Origin of the sequence: Chitinophaga sp. ARDCPP14, from assembly GCF_051362515.1 — a bacterium.
GTDB lineage: Bacteria > Bacteroidota > Bacteroidia > Chitinophagales > Chitinophagaceae > Chitinophaga.
The window spans coordinates 900,409-919,959 of the sequence record NZ_JBKIXB010000002.1 but is presented as its reverse complement, the minus strand read 5'-3'; the positions used below and the strand labels follow the sequence as shown (position 1 = coordinate 919,959).

Sequence of the window (19,551 nt, the reverse complement as noted above, 5' to 3'; positions counted from 1 at the left end):
AAAGCGAAAATATCCGCTTATATCTCCCATAATCATTTTAAATCCAACGTGATCAAATCCCGAAAATCAATAAAATCAGCGTAATCCTGAGTAAGACAGCCTCCGCTAAAGCGCGTTTGATGGTCTGTCCGCTGCAGCCTTACCAAAGCTGAGGTTGGGTTTGTTGCCCATTTTAACTACCAGCGTTCCGCCGGCTACCACATCCTGGTGAGTGATGAAACTCTTCGTATATGGTTTACCGTTAAGGGTAACACTTTGGATATAGATGTTCTCTGCACTATTGCCGATGGTTTGTACCGTGAAAGTTTTACCGGCGCCTACTTTAATAGTTGCTTTGTCGAACAGCGGGCTGCCTAATACATAGGTGCCGCTGGCGGAGTTTTCAGGGTAGAAGCCCAGGGAGGAGAATACATACCAGGACGACATCGCGCCGCAATCTTCGTTACCAGCAAGACCTTCCGGCTGATCGAAGTAAAATTCTTTCATTACCTGTCTTACTTTTTCAGCGGTTTTCCATTGATAACCGGAGAATGCGTACATGTAGGTAACGTGATGACTTGGCTCATTACCATGCGCATACATACCTATGAGACCGGAGATATCGCTGGACGCTTCTGCGCCCATATCGCCTTTGGCGGTGAAGAGGCTGTCGAGTTTGTTGGTGAACGCATCGTCGCCACCCATGAGTTGGATGAGTCCTTCCACGTCCTGTGGCACCAGCCAGGTGTATTGCCAGCCGTTACCTTCGGTGAAGTCGCCTTTTTCGTGGACGGAGTTAAACGGATCGTAAGGCGTTTTGAAGCTGCCATCGCTCATACGCGGACGTACAAAACGGATGGTGCTATCGAAATAATTGCGGTAGTAAGCAGCGCGTTTTTTGTAGTATTCGAAGTCGGCAGTTTTGCCTAATTTCTTCGCCATGGCTGCAATGCACCAGTCGTCGATGGCGTATTCCATGGCTTTGGAAACGGATTCGTATTCTTTATCTGCCGGGATGTAACCCAATTCCTTTACGTATTTCAAGCCCAGGTCGTCGCGGTTAGCGGTAACCTTCATGGCTTCAAAAGCCTCTTCTGCGTTGAATCCTTTAAATCCTTTCAGGTAAGCGTCCACAATAGGCGGTACGGCGTGATAGCCCACCATACAGTTGGTTTCATTGCCCATCAGCGGCCATACCGGCAATTTGCCTTGTTGTTTGTGGATGGTGAGCATGGAGTTCACGAAACTGTTCACCTTTTCAGGATGCAGGATGGTGGCGAGTGGCGCGCAGGAACGATAAATATCCCAGAGAGAAAATACGGAGTAGTTATCGAAGCCTGGATTGGTATATACTTTTTTATCGGTGCCGCGGTAGCTGCCGTCATGGTCATTGAACAAGGCCGGATCAATCATGGTGTGATACATGGCAGTGTAAAATACGCGGCGGGCGGCTTCGTCTTTTGTTTCAATGCTTACTTTAGCCAGTTCCTTGTCCCATTTAGCATTAGCGCTGTTAATGGTTTTGATGAAGTCCCAGCCTGGTATTTCTGCTTTTATATTTGCCAGTGCGTTTTCGCTGCTTACGGGAGAAACGCCTACTTTCAGCATTACCTGTCCGGGCGATTTATCGAATACAATCACCCCTTTGGCTTCTTTCGATTTTACTTCTTTACCGGTTTGTTTATTATCTCCATCAAATACCAGGAATTGTTTCACCGGTACATTTGATTTAATGGCAAACCAGAGGCGTTGGTCTTCCGCCCATCCTTTGGAGTAGCGGTATCCTTCGAGCGTATATTCATCTACCTGGCGGATAAATGTTTCTACCGGCGCATCCCAGCCGATACCTTCTTTCAGGTCGATGATAATATTGGCAGGTTGATCTTTCGGGAAGGTGTACTTATGAAAAGCAACTCTTTCTGAAGCGGTTAGTTCTGCTTTGATATTGTAGTCGTCCAACTGAACGGCGTAGTAGCCGGGACGAGCAGTTTCGCGTTCGTGGGAGTAGCGGGAGCCGTATCCTGAAGTTGGATCTTCCTGTGTGCCGCGGTTAGTTCTCACCTTGCCGGTGTAGGGCATAATGAGTACATCGCCCAGGTCGCCGATACCGGTTCCGCTGAGGTGCATCTGGGAAAAGCCTATTAATACGCTGTCTGAATAATGATATCCGGAGCACCAATCCCAACCTTTTACAATGTTGGTAGGACCTGTTTGTACTGCGCCGTATGGAACGCTGGCGCCAACAAATACGTGTCCGTGGCCCCCGGAGCCGATATAAGGATCTACTGAAGCAACTGATTTACTTTCAACAAAGCCTGGCAATGATGCTGACTTCTTCTGTGCACTTGTTTGAATGCCGTGAAACAGCATAGCAGATAACGCAAATGCACTACCTATCTTGAATCCCGTGTTCATAATCAAAAACCTTTAATAATCCGGCAATTTACGTCCGGATTATTACTTTTTTCGTTAATTTTTTCACAATACGGCAACGGGTTCCAATTCCTTGACAGGCGCGGGAGAAACATCTTTTTTTGACAGATATTTCCGGGTGTAGGTCTGATAGACGATCACCAGCCATAATACCAGGCATGGCAAGGCTTTCACGGCATATGGCATAGCAATATTTCTCCTGAACCAGGGAGTAAGTATATCTGAATGGGAAAAACTGATCAGGAAGATGAGGAAAAACATAAATATGTTATTCCTTCTGGTAGATGGCTGCATTACATACCAGATACATACCGCCGGTATAGCGATGATGTAGGTAGGCGACTCCGAACTGGTGCTGAAAAGTACCGGGAATATCAGTGTGGAGCAGAGTATATACAGCCGGTAACGGGAATTGTAGCGATCTGCTAACCGGGTATATTGTAAAAAGAAAAGTACTACCGCAGGAATGAGTACTACATTATTACTCAGGTCCGGTAAATGAAATACCCTTTTTATAAAGCCTCCGGCAGATATATCCTGGAACAGGATATTCGCGCCTTCATTCAGTTCGTTTTTGTGTACCAGCGCAGCATACCAATCAAAGTAACATTGAATAATATATTGGGGAGAAGATATGATCATGGGTAGTGCAAACATGACCGCGCCCCATAAAAACAGGTAACCGATAAACCGTTTGGGATTGGGGGTAAAGAAGAAGAATGCAAGTCCTACGATACCATAAAACTTTGTCAGCGTTCCTAATACAATAAAGAAAGCCGCCCAAAGTTCTTTCCCTTTAACCGTATTGGCAAAAGTGAGGATAATGAAAGCGCCGATGAACTGGTTCATCTGGAACCAGCTGCTGGCGCCCATCAGCTCCATTGAACATAGCAACAGGATAATATTCTGTTGCATGCGTAAGAGTGGCAGTTGCCGGATGGCATAAAATAAAACAGCGGAACCGGTGAGCGACCACAACATCGCTCCGAGGTGGATTTCCAAACCTGCAAAAGGAGCAATTACGAGGCTGAATAAGGGGCCATAAAGATTTACATCATAATAATCGGCCGGGTAGGGGATGTATAGTGGCTGCTGGTGAATGACGTGAAAAAATACGTCTTTAAATATGCGGTAATTATTAAAATTATTCCGGGATACTTCCATGAAGGCGCCGATAAAGGACAGGCCGAACCATAAACTCATGATCAGCCATTCCTTTTCTGCCAGGTAAGTCAGCACATTCCTTTTTTCACGCATATCGATAATTGCTAATTAAATAAAAGCTATAGTACGCAGGTATAACGCACCTGGAAGGGGTATCCCTCTATTGTAGTTTTTATTTATTCAGCTCAGATATCCGGTACTCAATTAAAGCGCAGTATTAGTTTTCTGATGCCGCCCATTGTTTGGATTGCTCATTTACAGCGTATACAACGCCGGCAACAATCACACAACAAACGATCAGCAAGGAAACGATCAATAATAACATAGCATTCTGGTTTATTCACATGAACTCAAATTTAAAACAAATCCTTTTAGATAATGCGCTTATGTTTGGAGAAGCAATTTTCGTAAATTACCGGTATGAGTGCAATGGCAACGCCCCGGAAAAAACGCCCGGGGAAAGACGAGAAATTAACCTTCAAAGAGCGGCTGGCAGCTCTTCGCAACCTACCGGCATTTTTCAGGATGGTATGGCAAACCAGTCCAGGGCTCGCTATAGCGAACACTATTCTCAGGGTGGCTCAATCTGCCATGCCGTTATCGTTATTATATGTGGGCAAGCTGATCATCGACCAGGTGGTACACCTCACCAAAGATGCAGGGCATTCCACTACCTGGCTATGGCAACTGGTGGCACTGGAATTCGGACTGGCCATATTATCCGATGCGCTAAGTCGCGCTATTTCCTTGCTGGATGGCCTTTTGGGTGATCTCTTTGCCAACCATACTTCGGTGAAGATCATGGAACATGCCGCCAAGCTGGACCTCGACCAATTTGAGGATGCTGAATTTTATGATAAGCTGGAGCGTGCCCGGCAGCAAACCTCCGGCAGAACCGTGCTGCTGGCGCAGGTACTCAGCCAGGTACAGGACATCATCACGATTGTTTTCCTGGCGGCAGGACTGGTATTCTTCAATCCCTGGCTGATATTATTATTGCTGCTGGCAGTAATCCCGGCGTTCCTGAATGAATCGCACTTCAACGACCTGTATTATAAACTGGCCTGGGGCCAAACGTCCGACCGGCGTGAGCTGGATTATATCCGCTATCTCGGCGCCAGCGATGAAACGGCCAAAGAAGTAAAGGTGTTTGATCTTTCCAATTTCCTGATCAACCGCTTTAAGGTCATCTCCAATAAATTTTATACCGATAAAAAAGTACTGCAGATCAGGGACTCCATCTGGGGAACTGCTTTCGCGGTAGTTGGCGCCGCAGGATATTATGCCGCTTATGTGATCATCATCCTGCAAACGATCCAGGGGCATCTAACCATTGGCGACCTGGCTTTCCTGGCGGGGTCTTTCAGGCAGTTGCGTACCACCTTCCAGGGTATCCTTATCCGGTTTTCCAGTGTTACACAGGGCGCCCTTTACCTGCGCGACCTGTTTGAATATTTTGAGATAGAGCCTAAAATGGTTCCTGTGCTTCATCCCCGGGCATTCCCGCGGCCTATTCAACAGGGATTCACTTTTGAAGATGTAGGCTTTAAATACATTAACTCCGACAAATGGGCCATCCGGCACCTTAACTTCACCCTTCATCCCGGCGAGAAATTAGCGCTGGTAGGGGAGAACGGCGCCGGCAAAACCACGTTGGTAAAACTATTATCCCGCCTCTACGACCCCGTAGAAGGACGCATTTTGCTGGATGGTATAGATCTCCGTGAATATGATCTTAAAGAACTGCGTACGCAGGTAGGCGTTATATTCCAGGACTACCAGCGTTACCAGATGACGGTTTCCCAGAACATCGCCGTGGGGAATATCGCAGAAAGCAACAACCTTCCCATGATTGAGGATGCGGCCAGGCAAAGTCTTGCTTTCCCACTCATAGAAAAAATGCCGCTCGGCTATGAACAAATGCTGGGGCGCCGCTTTAACCAGGGCATAGAACTCTCCGGTGGCGAATGGCAAAAGATAGCGCTGGCAAGGGCCTACATGAAAGACGCGCAACTCCTCATACTGGACGAGCCCACCTCCGCCCTCGACGCCCGGGCAGAATACAATGTATTTCTCCGGTTCGCTGATCTTACCCGTGATAAAACCGCCGTGTTAATCTCACACCGGTTTTCCACAGTGCGCATGGCTAACCGCATCTTAGTACTGGAACGCGGCACGCTGGTGGAAATCGGGAGCCATGAGGAACTGCTGGCCCGCAAAGGACGTTACGCCGAATTATTTGAATTGCAGGCTGCCGGATACAAATAAAGCGCCTCCGGAAGGAGACGCTTTATAAAAACCTATGGCGGAAAGAAGAGGAAATCCCTCTTTCACTACAGGACGCAGCTCAACGGCTGGTACCCCTATTCTCCGTCTTTTTATCAGCAGGCAGTGCCTCGCGGAGATAGCACCACTTCAACGTAATGGCCAGCAGCAACATAATTAACGTGGCAACCACCCCTGCCCAGGGCACCTGTTTTCTTTCCTTTCTTGCGGCTTGAATTTTCTTCCAGGCCTGCTGCGGATAATAGTTGCCCATCTGTTTCAACTCTTCCTTCAAAGTAGCTTCCTTGCTTAACTCCGCAAACAACAGCTGGTTCTCCTCACTGGCATCTATCCACGCCTCCAGCTCCTCACTTTCCGCTGCTGAAAGTGCGTTTTCCCAATACTTTATTATTAACCGGGACCGGTGGTAATATGATTCCAGATTATTCTGCAATGGATAAGAAGAAGTTTAATACGAGAAAAGTTTCCGGCTTCAGTCGCCAGTGCAATAACTCCTGTGCCCTCGCTTTCTGGGTTTTCACCCAGCTTACCGGCATCGACATCTCCGCTGCAATCTCTTCATTTTTCAGTTCCTCCACATAGCTAAGCTTGAAAACTTTACTGCAGCCCTCCGGCAGTGCAGCGATAGCCCGGTTTATTTCCCCGCCTACTTCCGCCCTTATAAAGGCAGCTTTTATACCCGTTTTATGCGCGTGGCAGGCATTCAGCACTTCTTTGTACAGGAACATTTTGATGGCCGGGAAATCATCGTCTTCATACTCATAATTTATAAACACTTTTTGCACGATATCCTCTGCCATGGCGGAATCCGCGATCAAAAGGTCGGCAAACCGGCAAAGGCGCAGGTATAGCAGGTCAAATAATGACTTCAGTTGGAGGTGAGATTGTTTTGGTAGGTGCGTGGACATTATAGTAAAAATAGGGAGAAAAGGGGGGATTAGCAAAGGGTGATAGGTATTCTATATTTATATTTGTATATCATATTGATATTATAAATATCATTTCAAGACAAGCTATACCCATCGTGATTTTGAGCGTCCATACATCGTTGTACTATGAAAAGCAATCCAAAGTGGCATAGGGATGAAATTATACTTGCACTCGATCTTTATTTTTCTCCGGATAGAGGGAGTATTGATCGCAAAAACCGCAAGATCATTGCCTTAAGCGATTTATTAAGAAGCCTTCCTCTTGACCTTGAACGTCCTGATCCACTAAAGTTCAGGAATGTAAATGGGGTAGCTAGAAAGCTGGCTAATTTTATGTCTTTAGAAACTCCAGGCAAAGGATTGAAAAGCTATTCCAAGCTTGATGAAATACTGTTTAATGAGTTCAAAGACAAAAGAGATCAACTAAAAAAATTAGCTATTGAAATAACCAATGCCGTAACAGATCCATCAATCAAAGAAGAAATACTTCATATTGAAGAAGATGAGCAAACGGTGGAAGACAGCGTAGAAGAAGGTTCCATCTTATATAAACTCCACAAAGTGAGAGAACGCGCGCCCGCTATCATTAAGCTAAAAAAAGATGAGATATTAAAAAAGAAGGGGAAACTCCTTTGTGAAGTTTGCGGATTTGATTTTTATGATTCTTACGGGGATATTGGTAAAGGATTTATTGAATGCCATCACAAAACACCACTTTCAAAGATAACCGCTTCTACAAAAACAAGCCTAAAAGACCTGGCGTTGGTTTGCTCCAATTGCCACCGGATGCTACACAAGGATATAAATGTATTGTCAATTGAAGGACTGCGCGAGCGAATGATGCGGATCTAAAGGAATCTAATTCATTCTTAATATCATATGTATATTATAAAACATTATAATATTCTATCTATGTGAATATAGTAGTAAAAACCATTAGTTGTCCTTTAGGGGAACTTTACGTATCTTTACAATCGTGGAAACAAAGAAATATCGAAAAGTAGCTTTCTACAAGACTCATTTTGAAACATTTTTCAATGGTCAGAGAAAAAATGTTCAGGATAAAATACTCTGGACTTTAAAAGCAATTGAAGAATTAGAAAGGGTGCCAGAATCATATTTGAAACATCTTGAAGGAACAGAAGGATTATATGAAGTTAGAATAAAGCATGGTACTGACATTTTTCGCATTTTTTGTTTCTTTGATAAAGGGAAATTAATTGTACTGGCGAATGGTTTTCAAAAGAAAACACAGAAAACACCGAAGAATGAAATTACAAGAGCCTTGAAAATAAAAAGTGAATATGAAAAAGATCAAAAATACTAGTCTCACATCCCTTGATGACTTCATAAGTAAACATCATGGTAAACGAGGAACCGAAAAACGCGAAGAATTCGAAGCTGGATATAAAGTTTTTAAACTTGGTGCTTTATTACATGACGCAAGAATCGCTAAGGGTTTAACACAAGAGCAACTTGGTGCAAAAGTAGGGAAGAATAAATCTTATATATCAAAAATTGAGAACGACATTAAAGAAATTAGACTTTCCACTTTACAGGAAATTGTAACGGTTGGATTAGGCGGAAGAGTTAATTTAACAATTGATCTTTGATTGATTTAAATTTACTAAGGTCCCTAACATCTCTGCTATCAACCATGCCAAAGCTATACTAATAATGCCATTGAACATCCCACAGCTTATTCTGCAGTTTATCGAAAACCAAACAGAGACGCGCACTATGTTATTGCCCTTTCATTACCCCAAAAAGGAGGAATGGGAGGAGTTTCAAAGCGGTTTCAGGTATCACGGTCTTTCGGGGGAAGATCTGACTTCAACTAAAGAAGGTGAATGGCAGCCCGGCTGGTACGTTATAGCTCTCAACGAAATGGATGATCCTTTTTTTATTGACCTGAATGAAGAAGCGCCGGGCTTCCCGGTTTATTATGCGTTGCATGGAGCGGGGCGATGGGATGCCATTGACCTTGGTTTCAATATTGTTTCTTTGGGCCACTTTTTGGAACAGATGGAAAAGGCTGGTAAAGATAAAACGGCCTGCCTTGAGCTTGTAGAACTTTCTACAGATATCCAGAATCCCTTCTGGTTGGAACTTCACACGACCATACAGGAATGGGACGATGAAGAAGCGGAAAGCACAGAAATAGACCCGGCATTGCTCAGGTACGGAAAACTGGTCGTTACAGACGCCGGTCCCAACAAAGTAAAGGTGGCCAAATATCTCATGAAGATCTGGAATATTGGTCCGCAGGAAGCATTAGTCAGACTGGCCCAACAGGATGTACTGGTAGCAAATGGCTTTCCGCTACACTTACAAAAGCATATTGATAATCTGCAGCAGCTTGGGGCAACGGTGGCCTGGACTGATTTACCGATGTAAAATTCCAGGTCTGATTAGGTTCAGGGAAACAACCCAATATTATCCACCACCAAATTGTACAGCCGGTCAACAATCAACGATCTTCCGGCCATAAATCCTGACTCGTGTTTAGAAAACTCCGCATCTCCAGCCACCTTATTGGCAATTACCGATTCTGTTTGCCCTTTATATTGCTGATAAATTTCATCGCTACGTTTCCTTGCAATGCGTAAATGATCAGCAACCTGTGGCAGGTTAAGCACCGTTTCCAGCTGCGAAACAACTATATCCGGATGAAAGTAAATAGCGCTGCTAAAGCCTTCCCAATCTTCATAACTTAAAAAATCGTGCAGTACTAACAAACAATATACAGGAGGGGGTAAATGTCGCAGTTCTTCTAAAGGCAGCCAAAATTTCCGCTGGATATTCTCAGTGGATTCAATGCTTTGTACGATGAGGGTCAAGGCTTCTTCTTTATTATTCTTTGTTTTTTTTAAGATGCGCTGGGATAAGGTAAAGCGCTCCCCGTCAATACTGGAGATGGTTCCGGCAATATCATAATTACAGATTATCAAATGCTTTCTGGCTATTTCCGGCGCAACGGCCGTTTTATTTATGATAACCTGAACCATTTCGTCTTCAAATAAACGCCTTGCTTGCTCTACGTTTCCATTTGTTTGATTAAGCAGGTTAAGACCGTGGCGGGCGCCAATGGGGATTTGTTGGCGAAGGAGGGCAAGACTTTCTTTATGTAACATTTAATGCGATCACTTGGGTCAGGAGTAGATTATTTGGTTTTTCTTAATACCAGCAATTCTCTTGCTTCAACGTCCAATGCTTCTGCAATCACAAACAAAGTTTCCACAGAGGGCTGGATTTTGTTAGTACACCATTTAGAAACCGTATTTACATTAACGTCGATCGCTTCAGCTAACCATTTGTTTGCTTTTCCTTTCTCAGCCAATACTGCCTTTATCCTGTTGAATACTTTAACACTCATAAAAAAGCTTTAAAAGCATATTTATCATCAATTTAGGCAGAATAATTCTCATTATGATTCTAAAAAATATCCCTCAATAACATATTTATAACCATTTAACTGATTTTAATATCCCTAATATTGATATTTTTATATAAATTTGTACTAATCAAAAAATCTATTGTTATGCAAACCTCCCAATCCTTTTTTCATTACACACACTTATCCGGGCCGGAATCTACTGATCCCATGCTCGCCATTAACCGCTTTTGCGAACTGTTCCCTCCTGCTGCAGCACGACAAACACTGTGGCTGTGGCTTTCGGAAACACTCGCTGCGGAGGACACCCAATATGAGGACGCCCAACACAGGGCTGACCTTCTTCTGCTCTACAACGAGCTGTTAAGACTATTGGACGCCAATTACCTTTTAAGCCTGTCAAAAGCGCCTAATAACAACGAAGCGCTGGTAATATCGCTCTGATATCAATTCCATTTCAAATGAGCAGCATTGGCCCCAAAGCTGGCTGTATGGGGGTATATAGCTGGCTGCAAACATCAGGATCCGGGCGCACATGAAAAGATCCAGACGCCGGGGTCAATGCTTATTTGTAAAAAATGTCGAAATTTACCTGTAAATCAAATGCAGGATTTAAGAAACAAGGTGTAAACCTATTTCAGGATTATCTCACTAAGGTGTAAAGCTATTTCAGGACGATTCAACCCTAAATCAGGACGGCATAGTGTATTGGGAGTGTATGGGAAGTGTATCATGAGTGTATGAGGAGTGTATAGGAAGTGTATGGGAACTATATAGGGACTATATAGGGACTATATGGGAAGTACGACACATACGCTACTCCTAAGTAACTGAGAAGTATCCAAGAAGTATCCGAGAAGTAAGGCCGTATTATTAGAGATTATTAACCTGTACATCCGCCCATATTCATAATTTATTAAAAATCAATAGCTTACTTTCTTCTTCATATTAAAACGTGGAAAGGCACTGCTTATTGGATCATCAAAACTTATAATATAAAGTATCCCTAAACCACATTACTCTTCTTACCCTTATCCATTTTATTTATTTTGCCTACGAACAGAACTAATTCCCCAAATCTTTCCTAACTTAATACGCTGTTGCCTCTCGGCAATGGCTAATTCCCTAAAACTAATTACTCCATCACAAACATTTTTACTTATGGATTTTAAAGATCTTCTCAAGCAGCTCGCTGAAAGAATCCTCAAACACAAAGAACTCGTTCAAACCGAAGAAGCCACCAAACATTCCTTTGTAATGCCATTTCTTCAGGCACTAGGCTACGATGTTTTTAACCCATTGGAGGTAGTACCTGAGTTTGTGGCAGATCTGGGAATAAAAAAAGGAGAGAAGGTGGACTATGCTATCATGAAAGACGGGCAACCACTTATCTTAATTGAGTGCAAGCACTGGTCATCTAATCTTGATCCACACAACTCCCAATTATTCAGATATTTCCACACTACAAAAGCGAAGTTCTCTATTCTGACCAACGGCTTTGAATCCCGATTTTACACAGATCTCGACGCGCCCAATAAAATGGATGAAAAACCATTCTTTATATTTGATTTAAATGACATCAGGGACAACCAAATAGAAGAACTGAAAAAGTTTCACAAAAACTATTTTGATACAGAAACTATTGTATCTACCGCCAGTGAACTGAAGTATCTAAACCAGATCAAAAGCATGATCGGTAATGAAATCAATAGCCCAGGTCCTGACTTTGTAAGGCATTTTGCTAAACATGTATACACTAATGGCATTCTGACTCAAAAGGTAATGGACCAATTTACACAATTAACAAAAAAAGCTTTTCAGATTTACATCAGTGATCTCATTACCGAAAGATTGAAAACTGCGCTCAAAACGGAGGAAATTGAGCAAAACAAACCTGAATTGATTGAACCAGTTATAGAATCCGAAGCCAAAATAGCAACAACCCAAGAGGAGCTTGACGGATATAATATTATAAAATCAATACTACGTAGAACAGTACCGATCATAAAAATCAGTTATAGAGATGCCCAATCCTACTTCGCTGTGTTGTATGACGATAATAACAGAAAACCGATTTGCCGGCTCTACCTTAATAATAATAAGAAACAAATCGGGCTCTTCAAGAGCGACAAAACAGAAATTAAAAAAGAGCTAACATCTTTGGACGACATTTTTCTCCATGCTGACCATTTAATTGATACAGTAAAAAATTATACGGAGAAGGTTGCAGAGGTACAATAGCTAACTGGATAGCAAGTTCCTAATTCCGAACTTGCTATCCACAAAAAAGCCCGGCATCACTGCCAGGCTAGTTCCATAAACCCATTATCTTCAGAGGTTATACAATTCTATACCACGGCAAGCCGTCACAGCCCTTTGGGTGGTGAATGGATGGCCGGATACTGGTACCATTGATTTCAAACCAGGGAAAAGAACTCCAGCCATGCGGATGGTGAATCGTAGGATATAGTTTATCCTCCCGCACCTCATACCAGGGTAGGGAACGGGATCCGCCCGCGTGGTGGATAGTGGTAAAAACATTATTGTCTCTTATTTCATATTCTGCTAATGAACGCCCACCATCAGGATGATGCAATGTTCTGTGGAGTTTCATGGTTAATAATTTTGTAGTAAATAAATTTGGTTAACGGTTATATTTTGGGTTTACTAAACAGTAACGAATATAATAAAATATCTGGTTAGGAAAACATACCAACAACACAAAAAATATTGGGATAAATAGGCAAAAAACCCTTGCGGCAACAGGAAGTCATGGCACAATTAATTTATACCCTTTACCACGTACATTATGAATTCTTGAACCCGGGTGATCTTTAATAATGCGCTTGAGCCTGGATATGTATACGTACAATTTATTAATATCGTGATGCTCCTTTCCGAAAACCGTATCCATAATTGCTTCCATGCTTATTAGTTCATTGCGGTTATCATAGAGGCATCTGTAAACCTTCTTAATTTCCGGTGCAACTTTTCTTGGCCTTCCGTGGGAGCCGTAAAACTCATTATCTCCGGGAGAATAATAAGGCACCCTTATAGTTCCTTTCATAAGATGTAATTATTGGTGTAGATAAGAGATGCCTGCAATCTGCCTGTCAACTCACGCAGGTTAAAAGTTTTAGGGAAATAGCCATTTGCACCACCTCTGCCAAATACTTCTGCTGATACCAGTGCCAGATCTTCACCGGATAAATAGAAGATAGGTATCTGGCTATCCCTGCTACGTATACGTTCACCAAGATCAATCCCATTCATGCGGGGCATCATAATATCCAACAAACAGGAATGAAATGACATTTCATTAAACAGCATCCATTAAACAGCATCCATGCGTGCTCTCCGTCAAAAGCGCTATATACTTCAAGTCCTTGCTGATGGAGGATTTTTTTTACAATGCCGGAAAATATAGTGTCGTCATCGGCATGTAGAATGCGGTGTTTCATAGAAGGTTAAATGGATTACAGGTGATAATAAATTAGCTAAGAGTGCTGAACGGCAAGGCGTCAGCATAATCGTATATGCTTTCCGTTTACCTGAAATATATTTATGATAATCTCTCATACACTCCGATTAATAACTCAAAGAAAAAAACTATTCATCACTAAACCCGAAATCTTAACGGAAAAATTTAATTCTAAAAATCAAAGTGAAGTTCCAACTCTCAAAACAACAAAATCTACTACAATAAAGGGTTTCGTAAGTATACATGATCTTCATTTGTTAATCAGCATTAACAAACATTTGATAAAGTTAGCAGTCCGAAATATTTGTTAATATGCCAGATATTTACATTTCATTAATAAACACCAGTTTAACATGAAATAAAGTATACGCATAAACGAAGTTCTCCCTGCTTATAAATGCTGTCTTATTTATCTATCCAAAAAATATTTTTAAAATTTATTTGGAGATATTAAAAAAATATCCTCACCTTTGCATCAACAAAAAAACAACAAACATGTACCGCTCAATTTTTAACATACAATCAAAACACCAGTTTAGTCTGATACCAGGCTATACCAGTGGCGGGGCATGTTATGCTGAAGAATAAGTTGAAATAACGAATTCGATATAACACAGGCCCCGCAAGAGATTGCGGGGCTTTTTATTTGTACTAAAAAACTAAAATGCGCATGCAAATGCATACTCATAACATACAATTTAGTAACGATCATAACAAACCATTGTTATCGGTTTGCTATCGCTATGAAATATTTCATCAACGACACCGGTGTCGGCGAACATAAGTAACGCTTATGTATATACGTAGAAACCGGTCGTGCTGAACGCCCGGTTTTTTTATGCCCGATAAGAGCCGCCGCAGCAGCACAGACGCAAAACAGTCCGGTAGCTCAACGGTCAGAGCACCTGCCTTATACGCAGCTGGCTATTGGTTCAAATCCAATCCGGACTACACAAAAAGCCCTGTGGCACAATTGGTTAGCGCGTCTGCATTTGGAGCAGAAGGTTATTGGTTCGAGTCCAATCAGGGTTACAAAATAGGTGCGTAAGCAGCATAGCTACTCACTAACCGGATGAATAGCTCCAATGGTAGAGCAGCGGTTTGAAGCACCGCCCGTGCAGGTTCGACTCCTGCTTCATCCACCCCGCAAATGGAAAGCATTTGCTAAAAAAGCTTCCTCAACAGGAAGACGGGAACAGATGTTCTTCAAAGCAACCCAGGCAGGAGTATCATACTACTCCGCAGTGCAGCCGTAATAACGAACTGTATGCTGTTGCCGCAAAACACTGTTCCCGCCATAGAATCTATGGGTAGAAGGTTCGAATCCTTTCCGTCCTTGAAAAACGGTAGCTCATCGGTTAGAGCAATAGACAATCACAGAAGGACTGTAAATCCTTTACAACAACAAACAAAGCCAGGGCTCACCGCCCCGCCGCCTCATCAAAAGGATGATGCCGCAGGAGGGTAAACACCTGCAAACAAGGACTACATCAGCCCCTTATCATCACTTAGCACTTCCGCCCTAACTGATGAATAAGCACTGATCAACACCTGGTTTTCCGTGTTCATCATCCGGGCAACAGCACTGGCTTTATTTATCAACACCCCCAAATGAAAGAAAATGAAAAGAGTTACCATCAACGCCTACGAAAGAGGCCTGGTTTTTAAAAACGGCGTTTACCAGCGAATGCTGCCGGTAGGCCGCCACTGGCTGATCAACGAAGATGTAACCATCTACGATATCAACAAGCCATTCATCGCGCCGGTAGAACTGAACATCCTCCTGCAGGATGCAGACGTCACCAACGCATTGCAGGTAGTGGAAGTAAAAGAAACAGAAATTGTGCTGCACTACGAAAATGGATTACTGAAGCAGGTATTGACCGCCGGCAGATATGCCTTCTGGAAAAATATCATCGACAACAAATTTGTTCGCGCAGATATCGCTAAAATAGCGATCACTGAAAATATAGACCGGTCTACCTTGTGCCACCGGCTGGTAGCGCCTTACGTAAGAACCTTCAGCGTGGAAAACCACGAACAGGCCGTGATGCTGGTAGATGGTAAGTATGCCATGACCCTGTACCCAGGCGTTTATTGCTGGTGGAAGAATAACATCACTATCACCGTTAGTAAAATAGATACCCGGCAGTTGCAGGTGGAAGTAAATGGACAGGAAATCCTGACCAAAGACAAAGCAGCACTGCGAATCAACGCATGGGCACAGTACCGGGTTACAGATATCAATAAAGCCGTGTTACAAAACAAGGAATACGAACGGCAGCTGTATGTACAGTTCCAGCTGGCTTTGCGGGAATACATCGCCGTCCTGAACTTCGATGAATTGCTTGAAAAGAAAGATACCCTGGCGCCAGCTATACTGAAAGCAGTAAGCGCAAAGGCGGAAGTTCTCGGCATTAACGTGACCAGCTTCGGTATCCGGGATATCATCCTGCCAGGTGATGTGAAAGACATCATGAACCAGGTACTGGTAGCCGAAAAGAAAGCACAAGCCAATATCATCATGCGAAGGGAAGAAACTGCCAGCACCAGGAGCCTGCTCAATACCGCCAAACTCATGGAAGACAATCCCATGCTGTTTAAATTGAAGGAAATGGAGTATGTGGAAAAAATCGCGGAAAAGATCAACAGTATCAGCGTCAGTGGAAACGGTGTACTGATAGATCAGCTGCGGCAAATCTTCATCCCTAAATAAAAAACGGTGGGTCAGCATATGATCCACCGTTTTTATAAAATCTGTAGCTTTGCAATTATGGACGGACAATATAGAAAAGATATCTACCCTGGCCTGGAAGTGGCCATCATCCTGAAAAAAGATCAACGCAGCGGTAAAAAAACCTACGGCATTGTAAAGGATCTGCTCACCTCTGCTGCTTATCATTCCCGCGGTATCAAAGTACGGCTGGAAGACGGACAGGTAGGCAGGGTTGTAGAAACGGATGTGGTAGGAGACGAAGACTAAAGCAACTTCAGATCCTTCGTGATCCGGTCTATCTCCTCATTTGAATTAGGCCCGATGGCACAACAGGTTTTGGTGGGCACACCACCAAATTCTGTTAACCCCGAATCTGTAATCAACGTGGCATTCAAACCATCTTCCACCGCCTGTTGGTATACCCTTTCCAGGTCTTCTTCAGAATCTACCGACAAACAAATCTTTGTAAAACCTTTCGTCATCCACTCCGACACCTCTTCCGGATTCCTGATATTGGTTTGCAGCGTATGCCCGTCGATGGTAGCATGGCGCGTCAAAAAAGCAATGGAAGCATGGGCGCCTTGTGCAATCATTTTTCCCTTGCGCATATTCAAATCCTTGCGCATCACTATTACCTGCTTAACTATCCTGGATGACATATCTCACTGTTTAAGCAGCTAATTTACAAAATTACATAGCCAAAGTTGATGCGTGCACTGGGATACACCGAATTACTATAACCATCGTCCGGCACAAAGGAAACGCCGAAGCGGGCTTCAAAACTGAAATGACGGCCCCAACTGCGCTGCATTCCCCACGCTGGTGTAAAAACAGCCGTGCCTCGGGGAGAATAATAGTCCGTAGTCGTAATAGGACTGCCCTGGTAACCTCCCGTGAAACTGAAAAAATTCCCGGCATTGTTATCTATCCGCTTATTCCGCTCAGCCCGCCGGGCAATACCATAGTACTGCCTGAACTCCGCCGAAAAAACCGGGTAAAGCGCAAACTCCCATTCTTCTCCTAAATAGCTACCATTAGAATAGGAAACTCCCATTTCAATTCCCGCTTCCAGGTTAAGGGTCGCATATTTTAACAAACGCAATTCGTAATTTACATTAGCACCCACCAGGGAAATATTTGCTTTCAGCTGACCTGGTTTTCTCCAGAGATCTTCCTGAGCGCTGGCATGCAAACAAACAAATAAAAAAACGGTGCTAAGGGTTAGCAATTTCTTTGTCATAGTGTATAGAAATAGGTTTAGAATCCCTACAATATATAGTGTTTCAGGGGAAGCAGAAAAAGTTGTACTTTAATCTTTTCAAGTGTCCAGATAAGAATGCGAAACATACCCACCCTGAATGATGTACACCAGCAATTTGCCGAGTATTTTGATATACCGGCGCTGAAACCGTACGCTTATCTGTTATCAAAGAAAGGCAGTGAAGGGCACATCTGTCTTCATCTCGATAAAATAGCCGCAGAAAAAGAAAATCTCCCGGAATCCTACCAGAAAATAGAAACCAGCAATCAATTGCTGGAAAGTATTCCACTGGTAGGTACGGAGGGCAACGATAAACAGCCCTTTGTAATTTACCAGAACCGGCTGTACCTGCAACGCTATTTCCGGTATGAAACCGCATTCCTTCAAAGTATCCGACAATTCCTGGTAAAGGAAAAAACACAATTGCCTGAAAGGATTGCCCTGTTGCAACAACAGCAACCGCTGATCAGTAAACTATTTGCCGCCACCGGCAGCAATGATAATAACGATCCGGCCGACTGGCAGCTGGCCGCCGCCATCACCGGGGTGCTGAACAATTTTACCATCATCACCGGCGGTCCCGGTACCGGGAAAACCACTACCGTCGCTAAAATACTGGCCATCCTGTTTGCCACCGATCCGGCGTTGAAAGTAGCGCTGGCAGCGCCCACCGGTAAAGCCGCCGCCCGTATGGCGGAAAGCCTGCGTAATACTACTATCGAAGTAGATGCGCCCATCTCTGAAAAGTTCGGGCAGCTGCAACCGGCTACCATACACCGTTTGCTGAAGTCTGTTAATGGCAGCCCGTATTTCAGGCACAATAAAGATAACCCGCTCAACTACGATGTAGTGATCATCGATGAGTGCTCCATGATAGATGTGGCCCTGTTTGCCAAACTGCTGGACGCCATCCATCCGGATACGCGCCTTATTTTGCTGGGCGACAAAGACCAGCTGGCCTCCGTGGAAGCAGGCAGCCTGTTCGGAGACCTCTGCCAGGCACAGGAACACCTGAACCGCTTTACTTCCGGCCGCCGGCAGCTGATCAATAGTTTTATACCGGAACAAAACCGGCAGATTCCCGCAGCAGCAGAACAAAACGATGATCATCACCCGTTGTTCCAGCATCTCGTGGAACTGCGGCGCAGTCACCGTTTCACCGGCGACAAAGGCATTGGTAAATTCAGTAAGGCTATCATCAGTAATAATGTACCGGTAATAACTTCTTTTTTTCCGCCTTCGGCAGATGAACAGGTAGTCGTTGACCCGGATGCTTCGGTACCGCTGTTCGAAGACTTCATTGCCGGCTACGCCGCTTTCATCGCAGAAAAGGATATCGCGGCCGCGCTCAAGCTCCTGAACGCGCAGCGTGTACTCTCTGCCGTAAGGGAAGGGCCGCAGGGACTTTACGCCGTAAACAAACAAATAGAAAAATATTTATTCGATAAAAAACTCATCACCGCCAATGGGGAATTCTATGAAAACCGGCCGGTGATCCTTACCCGTAACTATTATGAACATGGCTTGTTCAATGGCGATACCGGCATCATTCGTGCAGATGAAAATGGCGTGCTCATGGCTTGGTTTGAAGACAGCACCGGCGCCTTAAAAGCCGTGCTGCCCGGCTATTTAACCCAGGCGGAAACCGCCTTTGCCATGACCATCCATAAAAGCCAGGGCTCCGAATTCGGAGAAGTACTGGTATTGTTGCCGGATACCACCGATGTACCCATTCTCACCAGGGAGCTGTTGTATACCGCTGTAAGCCGTGCAAAAAATAAAGTGTATGTACAGGGAACGCCGGAGGTAATACTCATGGCAGCAGAACGCTTCGTGGAAAGGGCCTCCGGCATCGCCTCGAGGTTCAGGGAAGTGAATGCAGCTGCAAATTAAATCACCTGCTTCGGG

General features: G+C 43.9%; 21 protein-coding genes and 3 tRNA genes. 13 read left to right on the top strand and 11 right to left on the bottom strand.

Annotated elements, in window-relative coordinates; all coding sequences use genetic code 11:
• Positions 1-105 precede the first annotated feature (105 nt).
• Both ACLHR0_RS08505 and ACLHR0_RS08500 read right to left on the bottom strand, forming a co-directional pair.
• Entirely contained in the window at positions 106-2,394 is a 2,289-nt protein-coding gene (locus ACLHR0_RS08505) for a GH92 family glycosyl hydrolase (protein ID WP_436485902.1), read from the bottom strand.
• A 63-nt stretch (positions 2,395-2,457) separates the two neighbouring features.
• Positions 2,458-3,669 (bottom strand): glycosyltransferase family 87 protein, encoded by a 1,212-nt coding sequence (locus tag ACLHR0_RS08500; protein WP_436485900.1) that lies wholly within the window; start codon positions 3,667-3,669, stop codon positions 2,458-2,460.
• Positions 3,670-3,996: 327 nt separating this feature from the next.
• Between ACLHR0_RS08500 and ACLHR0_RS08495 the strand changes: the two genes are divergently transcribed.
• Entirely contained in the window at positions 3,997-5,844 is a 1,848-nt protein-coding gene (locus ACLHR0_RS08495) for an ABC transporter ATP-binding protein (protein WP_436485898.1), read from the top strand.
• Between the two features lie 79 nt (positions 5,845-5,923).
• On the opposite strand, the gene ACLHR0_RS08490 is transcribed toward ACLHR0_RS08495, so the two are convergent.
• Together ACLHR0_RS08490 and ACLHR0_RS08485 are read right to left on the bottom strand one after the other, a co-directional pair.
• Positions 5,924-6,295, bottom strand: coding sequence for a hypothetical protein (locus ACLHR0_RS08490; RefSeq protein ID WP_436485896.1), 372 nt, complete (start codon positions 6,293-6,295; stop codon positions 5,924-5,926).
• On the bottom strand, positions 6,285-6,770 hold the full coding sequence (locus tag ACLHR0_RS08485; protein WP_436485894.1) for a sigma factor-like helix-turn-helix DNA-binding protein: 486 nt from the start codon (positions 6,768-6,770) through the stop codon (positions 6,285-6,287). Before ACLHR0_RS08485 ends, ACLHR0_RS08490 begins: the two co-directional genes overlap by 11 nt.
• Before the next feature lie 147 nt (positions 6,771-6,917).
• On the opposite strand from ACLHR0_RS08485, the gene ACLHR0_RS08480 reads away from it, so the two are divergent.
• From ACLHR0_RS08480 to ACLHR0_RS08465, 4 genes are all read left to right on the top strand, one after another.
• Positions 6,918-7,643, top strand: coding sequence for an HNH endonuclease (locus ACLHR0_RS08480; protein WP_436485892.1), 726 nt, complete (start codon positions 6,918-6,920; stop codon positions 7,641-7,643).
• Positions 7,644-7,767: 124 nt separating this feature from the next.
• Entirely contained in the window at positions 7,768-8,118 is a 351-nt protein-coding gene (locus ACLHR0_RS08475; RefSeq protein WP_436485890.1) for a type II toxin-antitoxin system RelE/ParE family toxin, read from the top strand.
• Positions 8,096-8,404 (top strand): helix-turn-helix domain-containing protein, encoded by a 309-nt coding sequence (locus tag ACLHR0_RS08470; protein ID WP_436485888.1) that lies wholly within the window; start codon positions 8,096-8,098, stop codon positions 8,402-8,404. Before ACLHR0_RS08475 ends, ACLHR0_RS08470 begins: the two co-directional genes overlap by 23 nt.
• A 64-nt stretch (positions 8,405-8,468) precedes the next feature.
• A complete protein-coding gene (locus ACLHR0_RS08465; RefSeq protein WP_436485886.1) occupies positions 8,469-9,188 on the top strand; it encodes a hypothetical protein in 720 nt (239 codons plus the stop codon).
• A gap of 20 nt (positions 9,189-9,208) precedes the next feature.
• Here the strand turns inward: ACLHR0_RS08465 and ACLHR0_RS08460 are convergent, their stop codons facing one another.
• Both ACLHR0_RS08460 and ACLHR0_RS08455 read right to left on the bottom strand, forming a co-directional pair.
• The gene (locus tag ACLHR0_RS08460; protein WP_436485884.1) at positions 9,209-9,925 is read right to left on the bottom strand and encodes a hypothetical protein; all 717 of its coding nucleotides are present in this window, start codon (positions 9,923-9,925) and stop codon (positions 9,209-9,211) included.
• Between the two features lie 29 nt (positions 9,926-9,954).
• Positions 9,955-10,167 (bottom strand): helix-turn-helix transcriptional regulator, encoded by a 213-nt coding sequence (locus ACLHR0_RS08455; RefSeq protein WP_436485882.1) that lies wholly within the window; start codon positions 10,165-10,167, stop codon positions 9,955-9,957.
• A 165-nt stretch (positions 10,168-10,332) separates the two neighbouring features.
• Between ACLHR0_RS08455 and ACLHR0_RS08450 the strand changes: the two genes are divergently transcribed.
• Positions 10,333-10,629, top strand: a complete 297-nt coding sequence (locus tag ACLHR0_RS08450) for a hypothetical protein (RefSeq protein WP_436485880.1) — start codon at positions 10,333-10,335, stop codon at positions 10,627-10,629.
• Positions 10,630-11,346: 717 nt separating this feature from the next.
• Complete coding sequence (locus tag ACLHR0_RS08445) at positions 11,347-12,426, top strand: type I restriction endonuclease (RefSeq protein ID WP_436485878.1); 1,080 nt, start codon at positions 11,347-11,349, stop codon at positions 12,424-12,426.
• Positions 12,427-12,523: 97 nt separating this feature from the next.
• On the opposite strand, the gene ACLHR0_RS08440 is transcribed toward ACLHR0_RS08445, so the two are convergent.
• From ACLHR0_RS08440 to ACLHR0_RS08430, 3 genes are all read right to left on the bottom strand, one after another.
• Positions 12,524-12,799: a hypothetical protein gene (locus ACLHR0_RS08440; protein ID WP_429043544.1), complete on the bottom strand. Its 276-nt coding sequence runs from the start codon at positions 12,797-12,799 to the stop codon at positions 12,524-12,526.
• 156 nt (positions 12,800-12,955) lie between these two features.
• Positions 12,956-13,252 carry a winged helix-turn-helix domain-containing protein gene (locus tag ACLHR0_RS08435; RefSeq protein WP_429062135.1) on the bottom strand — a complete coding sequence of 99 codons (297 nt, stop codon included), beginning with the start codon at positions 13,250-13,252 and terminating at the stop codon, positions 12,956-12,958.
• Positions 13,249-13,500, bottom strand: a complete 252-nt coding sequence (locus tag ACLHR0_RS08430) for a response regulator transcription factor (RefSeq protein WP_436485875.1) — start codon at positions 13,498-13,500, stop codon at positions 13,249-13,251. The genes ACLHR0_RS08435 and ACLHR0_RS08430 overlap by 4 nt, the downstream gene beginning before the upstream one ends.
• Before the next feature lie 1,044 nt (positions 13,501-14,544).
• Between ACLHR0_RS08430 and ACLHR0_RS08425 the strand changes: the two genes are divergently transcribed.
• The 5 genes from ACLHR0_RS08425 (at position 14,545) to ACLHR0_RS08405 (ending at position 16,649) form a co-directional block, all read left to right on the top strand.
• A tRNA-Ile gene (locus ACLHR0_RS08425) sits at positions 14,545-14,617 on the top strand.
• A gap of 7 nt (positions 14,618-14,624) precedes the next feature.
• Positions 14,625-14,698, top strand: a tRNA-Gln gene (locus ACLHR0_RS08420).
• A gap of 38 nt (positions 14,699-14,736) precedes the next feature.
• A tRNA-Phe gene (locus ACLHR0_RS08415) sits at positions 14,737-14,808 on the top strand.
• A gap of 479 nt (positions 14,809-15,287) precedes the next feature.
• On the top strand, positions 15,288-16,382 hold the full coding sequence (locus ACLHR0_RS08410) for a slipin family protein (RefSeq protein ID WP_436485873.1): 1,095 nt from the start codon (positions 15,288-15,290) through the stop codon (positions 16,380-16,382).
• Between the two features lie 57 nt (positions 16,383-16,439).
• Positions 16,440-16,649 carry a YwbE family protein gene (locus ACLHR0_RS08405; RefSeq protein ID WP_079471660.1) on the top strand — a complete coding sequence of 70 codons (210 nt, stop codon included), beginning with the start codon at positions 16,440-16,442 and terminating at the stop codon, positions 16,647-16,649.
• On the opposite strand, the gene pth2 is transcribed toward ACLHR0_RS08405, so the two are convergent.
• Together pth2 and ACLHR0_RS08395 are read right to left on the bottom strand one after the other, a co-directional pair.
• Positions 16,646-17,041, bottom strand: coding sequence for an aminoacyl-tRNA hydrolase (gene pth2 / locus ACLHR0_RS08400; RefSeq protein WP_429043533.1), 396 nt, complete (start codon positions 17,039-17,041; stop codon positions 16,646-16,648). The two genes, ACLHR0_RS08405 and pth2, sit on opposite strands and share 4 nt — an antisense overlap.
• Positions 17,042-17,064: 23 nt before the next feature.
• Complete coding sequence (locus ACLHR0_RS08395) at positions 17,065-17,622, bottom strand: hypothetical protein (RefSeq protein ID WP_436485870.1); 558 nt, start codon at positions 17,620-17,622, stop codon at positions 17,065-17,067.
• Between the two features lie 96 nt (positions 17,623-17,718).
• Here ACLHR0_RS08395 and recD point away from each other — a divergent pair, with 96 nt between their 5' ends.
• Entirely contained in the window at positions 17,719-19,536 is a 1,818-nt protein-coding gene (recD, locus tag ACLHR0_RS08390; RefSeq protein ID WP_436485868.1) for an exodeoxyribonuclease V subunit alpha, read from the top strand.
• Positions 19,537-19,551: the final 15 nt, after the last annotated feature.